The 12,181-nt window shown below is 67.6% G+C and carries 10 protein-coding genes; 7 read left to right on the forward strand and 3 right to left on the reverse strand.

What is annotated here, in order from left to right; translation table 11 throughout:
• Window positions 1-216 precede the first annotated feature (216 nt).
• A complete protein-coding gene (locus BLR05_RS18175) occupies window positions 217-1,869 on the forward strand; it encodes a methyl-accepting chemotaxis protein (protein ID WP_092836934.1) in 1,653 nt (550 codons plus the stop codon).
• Window positions 1,870-2,014: 145 nt separating this feature from the next.
• Window positions 2,015-2,464 (forward strand): CBS domain-containing protein, encoded by a 450-nt coding sequence (locus tag BLR05_RS18180; RefSeq protein WP_092837048.1) that lies wholly within the window; start codon window positions 2,015-2,017, stop codon window positions 2,462-2,464.
• Window positions 2,465-2,503: 39 nt separating this feature from the next.
• Here the strand turns inward: BLR05_RS18180 and BLR05_RS18185 are convergent, their stop codons facing one another.
• Together BLR05_RS18185 and BLR05_RS18190 are read right to left on the reverse strand one after the other, a co-directional pair.
• Entirely contained in the window at window positions 2,504-3,499 is a 996-nt protein-coding gene (locus BLR05_RS18185) for an LLM class flavin-dependent oxidoreductase (RefSeq protein ID WP_092836937.1), read from the reverse strand.
• Window positions 3,500-3,559: 60 nt separating this feature from the next.
• Complete coding sequence (locus BLR05_RS18190; protein ID WP_092836940.1) at window positions 3,560-5,026, reverse strand: carboxyl transferase domain-containing protein; 1,467 nt, start codon at window positions 5,024-5,026, stop codon at window positions 3,560-3,562.
• Between the two features lie 216 nt (window positions 5,027-5,242).
• Here BLR05_RS18190 and treF point away from each other — a divergent pair, with 216 nt between their 5' ends.
• A complete protein-coding gene (treF, locus tag BLR05_RS18195; RefSeq protein ID WP_225978912.1) occupies window positions 5,243-6,982 on the forward strand; it encodes an alpha,alpha-trehalase TreF in 1,740 nt (579 codons plus the stop codon).
• Between the two features lie 258 nt (window positions 6,983-7,240).
• Here treF and BLR05_RS18200 read toward each other — a convergent pair whose 3' ends face one another.
• Window positions 7,241-7,774 (reverse strand): AAA family ATPase, encoded by a 534-nt coding sequence (locus BLR05_RS18200; RefSeq protein WP_225978911.1) that lies wholly within the window; start codon window positions 7,772-7,774, stop codon window positions 7,241-7,243.
• Between the two features lie 305 nt (window positions 7,775-8,079).
• Here BLR05_RS18200 and BLR05_RS18205 point away from each other — a divergent pair, with 305 nt between their 5' ends.
• The 4 genes from BLR05_RS18205 to BLR05_RS18220 are packed head-to-tail and all read left to right on the forward strand — an operon-like array spanning window position 8,080 to window position 12,173.
• Window positions 8,080-10,422, forward strand: coding sequence for an ATP-binding protein (locus tag BLR05_RS18205; RefSeq protein WP_092836945.1), 2,343 nt, complete (start codon window positions 8,080-8,082; stop codon window positions 10,420-10,422).
• A 33-nt stretch (window positions 10,423-10,455) separates the two neighbouring features.
• On the forward strand, window positions 10,456-11,199 hold the full coding sequence (locus tag BLR05_RS27530) for a methyl-accepting chemotaxis protein (protein ID WP_279616027.1): 744 nt from the start codon (window positions 10,456-10,458) through the stop codon (window positions 11,197-11,199).
• Window positions 11,196-11,777: a hypothetical protein gene (locus BLR05_RS18215; protein WP_092836951.1), complete on the forward strand. Its 582-nt coding sequence runs from the start codon at window positions 11,196-11,198 to the stop codon at window positions 11,775-11,777. The genes BLR05_RS27530 and BLR05_RS18215 overlap by 4 nt, the downstream gene beginning before the upstream one ends.
• A gap of 30 nt (window positions 11,778-11,807) precedes the next feature.
• Window positions 11,808-12,173, forward strand: coding sequence for a response regulator (locus BLR05_RS18220; RefSeq protein WP_092836954.1), 366 nt, complete (start codon window positions 11,808-11,810; stop codon window positions 12,171-12,173).
• The last annotated feature ends 8 nt before the right edge of the window (window positions 12,174-12,181 follow it).

The raw sequence follows: 12,181 nt of genomic DNA on the forward strand, positions 1-12,181 counted from the left end.
GGCTGCTCGCGCCTGGCTGAAGCCTGCAAAGCGGACAACGGCAGGTGCTCTGCCCCGGAGCTGCCTCGCTTCCCGAAGTCAAGGCTCTGGCTATGGATGAGTTGTTTCCAATTGCATCAATTTTTCCGCGTTCCCGTAATACTCGAGGGGTGGGCCGTCCTGGGATGCAGGAAGCGGCCCCCTGACAGAACAGACACCATCCAGCCGAGGAGAACCATGCGCGCCAACCTTCCCGTCACCACCCAGGAATACCCCTTCCCGCGGGGCGAGACCCTGGTGTCCACCACCGACCTGCAGGGCCGCATCCTCTACTGCAATCCGATGTTCGTCGAGGTGAGCGGCTACGAGCGCGCCGAACTGCTGGGGCAGCCGCACAACATGATCCGCCACCCGGACATGCCGGAAGAGGCGTTCCGCGACATGTGGGAGACCATCGCCGCGGGGTGGCCATGGTCCGCTGCCGTGAAGAACCGCCGCAAGAACGGAGACTACTACTGGGTCATGGCCAACGTCACGCCGCTGATGGAGGACGGCCGCCCGGTGGGCTACATGTCGGTGCGCACCGAGGCCTCGCGCGAGCAGGTCGCGGGCGCAGAAGCGCTCTACGGACACATGCGCGCCGAGAAGCAGGCCGGCTGCATGGTGCATGCGCTGCAGCGCGGCCGCGTCGTGCGAAGGAACCTGTCCGGGCGCATTGCCCAGGCGCTGGATGTCGGCCTGGGCGGCCAGGTGGCCATGGCTTTCGCGGCCGTCTGGCTGGCCGCCTTCCTCGCCGGTCTCGTGGACCGGGTGTCCGGCATGTCCGCCGCGCTGGCCTGGCTGGCTGCCGCATGCGTGGCGCTGGGCGGGTTCGCATGGGTGCGCCGCGCTGCCGTGCGTCCGCTGGCCGCCATGGTGGGTGCGGCCAACCGCATGGCGGCCGGCGACCTCACGCAGAGCGTGTCCGTGACGCGCACCGGCCTGACCGGCGAGCTGCAGAGGGCGCTCGCGCAGCTCAACGTGAACCTGCTGTCCATCGTGCGCGATGCCCGCCAGGAGAGCGACAGGATGCGCCTGTCCAGCCGGGAGATCGCGCAGGGCAACCAGGACCTGTCCTCGCGCACCGAGAGCCAGGCGAGCAACCTGCAGCAGACGGCCGCCTCGATGGAGGAGATCACCGGCACCGTCAAGCAGACCGCAGACTCCGCACGCCAGGCCAGCGAACTCGCCCAGCAGGCCACGGGCGTGGCCGAGCGCACCAGCGGCGCGGTCGACGAGGTGGCCGCGACCATGCGGGAGATCCAGACCTCGTCCGGCCGCATCGGCGAGATCACCGGGCTGATCGACTCCATCGCTTTCCAGACCAACATCCTCGCGCTGAACGCGGCCGTGGAGGCGGCGCGCGCGGGCGAGCACGGCCGCGGCTTCGCCGTGGTGGCCGCGGAGGTGCGCAGCCTGTCGCAGCGCACCCAGTCCGCCGCCAAGGAAATCCGCCAGCTGATCGAGGAATCCGCGGCGCGGGTGGGCGAGGGCCATGCGTGTACCGACGGTGCCCGTCGGACCATGCAGGAATCGCTCGAACTGGTGCGCCGCGTCGGCGTGTTCATCGGGGAGATCCACAGCGCCTCGAACGAGCAACTTTCGGGCATCTCGCAGGTGAATGCGGCCGTGGCCCAGCTGGATACCATCACCCAGCAGAACGCGGCGCTGGTCGAGGAGAGCGCCGCCCTGGCCATCGAACTGGAGCGCCAGGCCCAGACCGTGTCGGAGTCGGTGCAGGTGTTCCGCCTGGACCGGGGGCCCCGCGCCGCCGCGCCCGATGCCGTGGCGCTGCGCAAGGCGGCCAAGGCCGGCAGGACCGGTGCCGCCGCGCTGCCCGCGCCGCATTGACGCCCGCTGTGGCAGCGGCTTTTTGCAACCTTGTGTATACCCCGCCCGGCCACGGCCGGGCGTCGCCCCGTTGCGGACCGCGCGGCTTGCATGGACACTGGCGCCAGGCCAGATGCCGTTCACCATCCAGCACCGGGAGGCTTCCATGACCGCCGTCGCAGACATCCTCAGATCCAAGGCCCGCCAGGAGGTCTTCACCATCGCGCCGTCCGACTCCATGCTCGACGCGCTGCGCCTGATGGCCGACAAGGGCATCGGTGCGCTGCTCGTGGTGGACGGCGGGCGCATCGCCGGCATCGTCACCGAGCGGGACTACGCGCGCAAGGTGGCGCTGCTGGGCCGCACTTCGGGCGACACCCGCGTGGCGGACGTGATGACCCGCGCAGTGCGCTTCGTGCGGCCCGTGCAGACCAGCGGCCAGTGCCTGGCGCTCATGAGCGAGAACCGCCTGCGGCACCTGCCCGTGGTGGAGGAAGATGGCACGCTCGTGGGCCTCATCTCGATCGGCGACCTCGTGAAGGACGTGATTTCCGAGCAGCAGTTCATCATCGAGCAGATGGAGCAGTACATCACCGGGGGCGGCCGGCCCGCATAGGCGCCTCGCCGGCGGCGCCCCGGAATACTGTGCTCCGCGTCAACGCGCAAGCGAGGTTCGCTGCTGGCCGAAGTGTCTTCCAAGTGCGGGAATGACCTGCAGGCCATAGAGCCGGTATGACGTCAGCAGGGCATTCCTGTCCAGGGTATTGCCCGTGAAGAAGCCCACCATGTGGCCAGCCCCCGTGCGGCGTGCCTGCTCGATGATCTGCTCCACGACATCGGCCGGCGACCCGGCGATGGTGTCCTGCTCCAGGATGGAGGGAATGCGCTGGCGCGCGATGTCGGCTTGTTCCAGCGCCTCGGCCCGGCCCGGTGCCACGAAAATGCACCGTCTTATCGCGAGCCGGGAAGACACTTCGTCTTCGGACCCGGCATGGATGGCGTTGCGGTATTCATCGAAGAGTGCGCAGACCTCGTCCACGGAGAGGAAGCCCGTACAGACCTTGTGTCCCTCGCGGGCGGCTTCCTGCGTGGCCCTGGCGCTGCGCACCGTCGCCCAGACCGGCGGGAAGGGCCTTTGCAGCGGCGAGGGAAGAGCGTGCAGGTTCCTCATCGTCCAGTAAGTGCCTGCGTGGTCCAGCGGGGCCGTGTCCATCGCTTTCCGGATGATCTGCCGGGCCTCATCGAACATCGGTTGCAGATGCTCCCGATCCATGCCCAGGGCAACCGCCTCGTCGGGATTGGATCCGCGTGCCAGGCCGACCTCCAGCCGTCCCCCGCTCAGGTGGTCGAGTACGCCGATCTCCTCCAGGACACGCCACGGCTGGCTGAGCGGAAGCACCCATCCCAGGATGCCGATCCTCAACCGCTTCGTCAGTGCCGCGGCCGCGGCTGCGACCAGGGCGGGCGCCGGAGAAACCCGTGCGCCGCCGAAATGGTGTTCGCTGAAGAAGATGCCTTCGTACCCGAGGGCTTCCGCATCGATCCAGCTCTTTCTTCGCCAGGCGAGTTCCGCCTGATAGTTGGCCGGGTCGAAAGCGGCAGGGTTTTCGTCAGTGGAAACGTTGAATTGTTCGAAGATCCAGGATTTCATCGTTGCAGGGTTTTCACTTCTTAAGGGAGATTCATGGGGCGCCGGGTGGGTGGCTGCCGGTCATGCACGCTTGCGCAATGGAGCGGAGACCCTGGAAACGCCGATGGGCCCGGGACGCGGGACAGATTTCCTGGCGGGGGCCGCGGGCTGTCCAGATGAGGCCTCTGCCGCGAGAAATGGGGCGAGATGGTGCAGTATTCTTTCCCGCGTGTCTGCAGGGTCGATCACTTCCGTGACGAGGCCTTTATCGGCCAGCCGGGCCGGTGCCGAGATCTCTTGGCGGAGCAGTTCCACCACCTGCCGCGTTTCAGGTGGAGCGTTTTCCAATATCGCTTCCATCGTTTTGACGCCAAAAACCCCAATGCCGGCGTGCGGATAGGCGAGGATCGCCACAGGGTCGAAGCCGGGCCCCTGCATGGCGTACAGTCCGCCGGTATAGGCTTTTCGCACGACGATGAGGATTTTGGGGACGGTGCTTCGGACATGGGCCGAAAACAATTCGGCCGCCGCGGAGAATATGCCGCTGCGCTCAGCTTCTCTGCCTATCATGAAGCCCGGCACATCCGCGAAGAAAACAATGGGAATGCGGAGCTTGTCCGCAATGCGGATGGCGCGGACCATTTTCCTGGCCGACGGTCCCTGGATGGCGCCCGACTGGTACCTGGGATTGTTGGCGATCAGCGCAATGGGATGTTTCCCCAGGGTCGCGAAACCGGTCAGGACTTCGGGTGCGTGGCGGGGGCTGATTTCCAGCAGGCTGCCTGCATCTGCGACCGCCTCGACCAGGTGGTGCGCGTCGTAGGGCCTGCCAGGGTCGCGAGGGATCAGACTGCCAATGTGCAGTGGTCTCGGCCCGGGACTCCTCGCGAGGCTGCGGGGTGCCTGCCGGCTGCCCAGGCTTATCAGCTTCCGCGTGCAGGCGAACAGCGTCTGCTCGTCATCGAAAACCAGCTGCACCGAACCGGCTTCGCTGTGCACTTGCGCGCCCCCCAGCGACTGCAGGTCGCATTCCTGTCCCAGCATGGCCCGGACCATGTCGGGACGGCCCATGCACAGGGCACCTTTGCGGGTCATCAGCACGACGTCGGCCAGCATGAGCGGCAACGCGAGGGGACCGGATGTCGGTCCCAGGATGGCGGAGACCATGAGATGGTGTTCTGCGAACCTTGCCAGGCAGGCACTGACACGTCCCATGCCGGAAGGCGACAGCAGCAGGGTAGAAAGATCTGCCGTGATCACGCGGGTGGTATCGAATCCGCCGTCCGGATCGCCCAGCTGATCCTGCACATAGAGCAGGGACGCTTCTGCCTGCGCCGCCTGCTTGATCGTGTGGGTGATATGCAGCGGGGTGTTCCGCTGCAGTCGATCTTCGAATTCGCAATCACGTCCCCGGTTCATTATCAGGAAAACGGTGCGTGAATCGATGAGGCCTTTGCCGCAGATGAAATGGCTTTCGATGGAAGGTTCCGTCTCTGTGAATGTTCCGGCATCGAAAATCAATCCTGTCCTGGTTGCGGCAATCGACAAGGGTTTCTCCTCGTATTTGTGCGGTATTGTTGGGTAAATAATTCTTGATGATTTCGATTTGAAAAAAATTTAATTTCTGCAGAGATTAATTATTTTGTATGCGGATGCGAAGTCACGGCGCTGCGTCCGACGTGCTGCCCGGGCATTTCCGACAGGGAATGGGCGGGATGCGGTGCTCCAATGCCAGAACTCGGCCGTGGCCCATCTGCTGTCGCGATGACCGAAGGCTTTATCCACCCGCCCCTGACCCGCCGCATGTCCGCCTTGCCCTCAAACACCTCCACACCAGAGCCCCGCGCTCACCATGCGGCGGCGCCCATCGAGGGCGCCGGCCCCATCGACGCCACGCCGGCCGCCCGTGCCGCCGCGGCCCGCAGCGTTCCGCCACCGGACACGCGCTCCCCTGCCGACCGCTACGAAGAGCTGTTCGTGGAAGTGCAGCGCCAGCGCGTGTTCGAGGATTCCAAGACCTTCGTGGACTGCGCGCCCCGCGTGCCGCCCGAAGACATCCTGGCCGCCTACCGTGCCGAGCGCGGCAGCCCCGGCTTCGACCTGGCCGGTTTCGTGCACCGCCACTTCGCCCCGCCGCGCAGCGGCTGCGAGCGCTCCACCGCGCCGCCGGGCCTGCCGCTGGCGGCGCACATCGACGCGCTGTGGGACGAACTGGCGCGGCACCCCTCCCACCATCCCCGGCGCGGGTCCCTGCTGGAACTTCCCCATGCCTACGTCGTGCCCGGCGGCCGCTTCGTGGAGATGTACTACTGGGATTCGTACTTCACCATGCTGGGCCTGGTGCCCAGCGGGCGCCCGCGGCTGCTGCATGCGATGACGGACAACTTCGCCTACCTCATCGACACCTACGGCCACGTGCCCAACGGCACGCGCACCTACTACCTGAGCCGCTCGCAGCCGCCGGTGTTCGCGCTGATGGCCGACCTGTGCGAATCCACGCGCGGGCAGGGCGCGCGCCGCTACCTGCCGCAGATGCTGCGTGAATACGCTTTCTGGATGGACGGCGCCGACGGGCTGGAGCCGGGCAGTGTCCACCGGCGCGCGGTGGCCCTGCCCGACGGCAGCGTGCTCAACCGCTACTGGGACGACCGCGACACGCCGCGGGAAGAATCCTGGCGCGAGGACATGGAGACCGCCGCCGCCTGCACCCGTCCGGCGAACGAGGTGTTCCGCAACCTGCGCGCGGCGGCGGAATCGGGCTGGGATTTCAGCTCGCGCTGGCTGGACGACCTGGACGCCGCCGCCACGCGCACCGCCTGCCTGGCGGGCATCTGCACCACGCGCATCCTGCCCGTGGACCTGAACGCGCTGCTGCATGCGAGCGAGACGATGATCGCCCGCCTGAGCCGCGAGGCGGGCGACACCGCCACCGCGAGCGAGTTCGACGGCCGCGCCGCGCGCCGTGCGGACGCGATGACCCGCTTCTTCTGGAACGACGAGGCCGGGGCCTTCCTGGACTACGACTGGGAGAAGCGCCTGCACCGGCCCGCCCTCACGGCCGCGACGGTGGTGCCTCTCTTCACGGGCACGGCCACGCTGGAGCAGGCGCACGCACTCGCTGCGACCGTGCGGCGGCGCCTGCTGGTGCGCGGCGGCCTCGCCACCACGGAAATCGCGAGCGGTGAGCAGTGGGACCGGCCCAACGGCTGGGCGCCGATGCAATGGATGGGCGCCGAGGGATTCGCGCGCTATGGCGACCGGGACGAAGGCTGCCGCCAGCTGGCCAGCGACATCCGCGAGCGCTGGCTCGCCACCGTGCGCCACGTGTACGACCAGGAAGGCCGGCTGGTGGAGAAATACGCGCTGTGCGAGAGCGACTGCGATGCGTCCGCGGGTGGCGACGGCGGCGAATACCCTCTGCAGGACGGCTTCGGCTGGACGAACGGCGTGGTGCGGGGCTGGCTGGATGATCCGGCGTGGAAGGGGCCAACCGCCGAGACCTGAGCCCACGGTTGAAAATACCCATCTTCGAGGAGATGTCAGAGTCGCACGGTCCAGAGGGTAGTCCTGCCATGTGGCTGACGGAGCAGACCTTGGGGTGCGCGTCTACTGCTCGTAGCCGCTGCTAGAGCTTCTGTCTGAGATCTGCGGGGTTCACCATTCTCGAGTGCTTTTCGCTTTGCTCGACATGGAGCACGATCCTGAGGGATCGGCATTCAAGTAATTGCTGGCTCGGCGCGTTTTCACCCGTGTCCTGGGCGTTCAGGCGGGCGGGCAGCATGGAAGCGAGAGTATGCAGAACCTTGGCCGCGACCGCATCGGCCAGCTTTCCGTATCCGGGTGCCGGTAGTCCTTCACTTCCACGAAATATGCATGCTTTTCGGGGGAGAGCGCGACGACATCCACCGCTTTCCTGGGAGCGTTGCCCACGGCGACTTCCGACTTGCTGTTCGTGGCAACGCTGAAGTCGATGTTCAACTCTGCGTCGGAGAAAAGCAGGGAGACATCGCACCGCTCTCGGCCCTGCCGCCTCCGGGCAAGGCGTCCCAGGCATTCCGGGCGGAACACATTGACGAGCTTGGTGGCAAGAAGGCTTTGCAGCGCAGATTTGGTCGGCGTCTCTGCAGTTGGTTTCCTGCCCTCGTCATGGCTGGCCGCCATGACGGAATAGGCGGCTTTCGGCAAATGCGTTTTGCCCGCGCCGTTCTCGCCAACGATCACATTCAGTTGAGCAGAGAAGTCCGGTTTCACGTCGGAAAACACCGTGAAATTTTTCAGATGCATCTGCTTCAGCATTGTTTTGCTCACCTGGCGTTGGGGTGGACGTAGCGCCTTTTTCTAGTTGAAGAGATGTCGTTCATGCCGATGGTAGCCAGTGCCCGGGCTTTCGATGCGACGTCCCTGCTTTCAGTCGTATCCTCTCTGGCGCAAGGGCAGGAGTGAGCGGCCGAGGCTCCCTCCGCGGCATATGCAGACATCGTCTGGCCATCGTCGCAGCACTCTGGCGGGCGTCCGGCACCTTCGCGGGGCTTTGTCATCCCCGCGCCATATGGGGATTCCATACTGGATGCATCTTGTTACATGCGTGGATCGCCCCTGCCATGACCGTCCGCTTGCGCATCACCCTGCTGATCGTTCTCGCCTTTCTCGCGCTGTGCTCCGTCGGAGGCTTCGCGCTCTACCGGTCGGCCGAGGGGGCCCGGCAGGTCAAGCGGGTGACCGAGGGCGTCGTGCCCAGCGCCATCCATTCCGTGGAGCTCATGGGCCAGCTCAAGGACGTGCAGATGGCTGCGCTGGGCATGGTGTCCGCGAACGACGCGGATACCGCGCAGAAGCTGCACGAGCAGCTGGTGGAGCGCAAGGCGGTGCTGCAGAAGGCACTGCAAAAGCAGCTGGAGGAGGCCGACAGCGATGCGCAGCGTGGCCTGGTGAAGGAAGCCGCCATGAGCCTGGAGAACTACTTCGCGGCCATCGACGACACCGCGCGCTTCAAGCTCGCCGGTCAGCAGGATGCGGCCGAGGCCTTCATGGCCGCCACGGTGGACCAGTACCTGCGCGAGCAGGGCCAGATGATCGAGGCCATCCAGGTGGAAAAGCGCCGCAGCAAGGACGAGGCCATCGGCTCGCTCAATGCGCAGCTGGAGCACACCACCGCCGCGCTGCTGGGCGTGGGCGCCGTGGCCCTCCTGGGCCTGGCCGCCGCGGGGACCATGCTGTATCGGCAGATCGTGCGTCCGATCCGCGAGATGGAGCTGAAGATGACGGAGATCGCCATGAGCCAGGATTTCTCGCACCGCCTGCCTGTCACCCGTATGGACGAGATCGGCCGCTCCCTCACGGCGTTCAACGCCATGGTGGAGAAAATCCAGGAAAGCTCCGAACTGGTGCGCCGCAAGACGGCCGACATCCAGGCCATGCTGCACACCATTCCCCAGGGCATTCTGACCCTGCAGGCCGGGCGCACCATCCACCCCGAGTACTCGGACCACCTCACGCGCATCCTGCAAGAGGGCGGCATTGCCGGCCGCACGCTCGATGCACTGCTGTTCGACCGCTCCGACCTGAGTGCCGATGCGCGTGCCCAGGCCCTCGCCGCGATCGACGCCTGCATCGGCGAGGACGAACTCAACTTCTCTTTCAATGCCCACCTGCTGCCGCAGGAATTGCAGGTGCGCTTCGATGGCGGCCGTGTGAAGGTGATCGAGCTGGGCTGGTCGCCCATCACGGCCGCCGACGGCACCGTGGAGCGCCTGCTGCTGAGCCTGCGAGACGTGACGGAGTTGCGCGAACTGGCGCGGGATGCCCAGGCGCGCAAGGAGGACCTGGCCATGGTCGGCGAACTGCTGGGCGTGGCGGCGGACAAGTTCCGGCAGTTCGCCGACAGCTCCGTGCGCCTACTGCAGGACAAGCGCGCGCTGCTGGAGACCGCGGCATCGCGGCCCGATGCGCGCCCGGATGCCCTCGCGGCGCTGTTCCGCCACATGCACACCGTCAAGGGAAACGCCCGCACCTACGGCCTCCTGCGCATCGCCGACGCGGCCCATGTGGCCGAGCAGCGCTACGCCGCGCTGCGGGACGACCCCGCCGGCTGGGACGATGCCGCCCTGCAGGCCACATTGCAGGCCGAACTGGAGGCGGTGGCAGGGGCCCTGCAATCCTACGTGCGCGTGAACGACGGCACCCTGGGGCGCGGCGCCGCTCCCGCGGCTGGCGATGCCCAGGCGGTGCGCCTGCCGCGCGCCCGCATCGATGCGTTGTGCGCGCGCATCGGCACCCTGGCGCAGGACCCCGGCTGCACGCCGGACCACCGCGCCGCGCTGCAGCGCATCGCCAACGCGCTCGCCGATGCCGACGCGGCCGGCCTGGACGAGGTGGTGGATGGCGTGGCCGCGTCCCTGCCGGCGCTGGCCCGGGACCTGGGCAAGGAGTCTCCGGAGGTCGTCCTGCAGTCCGGGGTGCCTGTGGCCGTGAAGCCGCAGGCCGCCGATGCGCTGCGCAATGCCTTCATGCACCTGTTGCGCAATGCGCTGGACCACGGCATCGAACCTGCGGCCGAGCGCGCGGCGCACGGCAAGCCCGCCGCGGGCCGCATCCGCATCGACACTGCACTGGACGCGCAGGAGCTGGAGATCCGGCTCGCCGACGACGGGCGCGGCCTGGACCTGGACCGCATCCAGGCCAGGGCCCGCGCGCAGGGGCTGATCGCGGAAGACGCCGCCCCGGCGCCCGAGGACGTGGCCCAGCTGATCTTCGCGCCGGGCTTTTCCACGGCCAGCGAGGTGACGGCCGTGTCCGGCCGCGGCGTGGGGATGGATGCGGTCAAGGCCTTCGTGGAGTCGCTGGGCGGCCGCATCCAGCTGGTGCTGGCCGGCGGTGCCCCGCGCGCGGCCACGCCGTTCGAGACCGTGCTGCGCCTGCCTGCCCATTGGGCGGTGGCGGCCTGAGGCGGGAGCAGGAGCGACATGATGGACGGATGGATGCAATTCCTGGCAGGCTGCGTGCTGGGTGGTGGATGTGTGGCGGCCGCGGCGGCCTGGCTGGCCGCGCGCAACCGCTCGGCGCTGGAGCAGGCGCGGCGGCAGGCCCTGGACGGGGCAGCGGCCGGGGAGGCCGCGGCGCGCGAGGCGGCCCGGGCGCTGGAGGCGCGCGGTGCGCAGCTGGAGGCCGAACTGGCCCAGGCCCGGCGGCAGCTCGACGATGCCGCTGCCGAATGGGAGCGCCGGCTGGAGGGTGAAGGGCGCGACTCCGAACACCGCCTGCGGGAGCGCACGGACCACACGCTCGGCCATGCACGCGAGCAGGCCGAGGCGCTGCGCGAACTGCAGGGCATCGGCAAGACCTTCGAGCGGTGGCACGCGGACATGAGCACCCTCGTGTCCCACAACCGCAGCCTGCACGACAAGAACGATGCCTTCTCGCAGATCGTGCGCAAGATGGTGATCGTGGCGCTCAACGCCTCCATAGAGGCCGCGCGCGCCGGTGTCGCGGGCCGCGGCTTCGATGTGGTGGCGATGGAGATGCGCGAGCTCTCGGCCAGCGCCGAGCGCCTATCGCGCGACTACCGCACCAGCCTCTACGAAAACGACCTGATCGCCACCACCACCTTCCAGGACATGCAGGCCGGCGGCAAGATGGTGATCAACGCCGCCATGGGACTGGAGCTGGCCAACCGACGCATCCAGGCCGCACTGGACGGGGCCGCGATGGTGGAGGGCGCATGAGCGCTCCGGCCTCGTTCCTCGGGCCCCGCGCCCGCGACAGCCTGGACCGCATGATGGTCTCGGCCCTGCACCAGAGCGTGGCGCGCGGCAGCGGCGTGGCCGTGCAGCCGGTGGACGCGCTGCCGGCCACCGGCGGCGCCACCCACATGGCCGTGCTCTCGATCGCCTCGTTCTCCTTCCGCGTTGTCGCGGCGCTGCATTTCGCGCACGGACCGGCCTGGCGCGCGTGGGTGGCGGCAACGGCCGGGCTGGATGCCGATGCCATGGGCGAGCAGGCCTTCCTCGACCGGATCTGCGAGATGGGCAACCTCTGCTGCGGCGCGATCAACCGCGACCTGGGCGCGTTCCAGGCCTTCCTGGGCCTGTCCACGCCGCAGATCCTCGATGCGCGCTGCGCGCCGTACTTCACGCGCGCGGGCTTCGAGCACGTGCGCCATTTCCGCATGGACGTGCGGCCCGACCTGGCGCTGCATGCATCGCTTTGCGCGCGCGCCTACGTCCCGCAGGATTTCCACTGGGCCGGCGCCGCCGCCGCGGCACCGGAGGCGGTGGCGTCCGGCGAGCTCGAACTGTTCTAGGTTTTGAATTTTTTCCAAGAGGAGCATTCCATGGCCAACATCCTTGTCGTCGATGATTCGAGCACCGTGCGCAGCGAAGTGGGCAACTTCCTGGGCAACAACGGCTTCCAGGTCGCGCTCGCCGTCGATGGCCGCGACGGGCTCGCCAAGCTCAGGCAGCACAGCGGCATCAGGCTGATCGTGTGCGACGTGAACATGCCCCACATGGACGGCTTGACCATGGCCGAGCGGGTGCGCAGCGAACTCGGCAACCACCGCGTGAACATCGTGATGCTGACCGCCGAAAGCTCGCCCGCCATGAAGGAGCGCGGCAAGGCCGCGGGCGTGAAAGGCTGGATCGTCAAGCCGTTCAACGGCCCCGCGGTGCTGGGTTCGTTCCAGAAGCTGGCCGCCTGAGCGTTGCG

The organism is Paracidovorax cattleyae, from assembly GCF_900104515.1.
In the GTDB taxonomy this organism is placed as follows: Bacteria; Pseudomonadota; Gammaproteobacteria; order Burkholderiales; family Burkholderiaceae_C; genus Paracidovorax; species Paracidovorax cattleyae.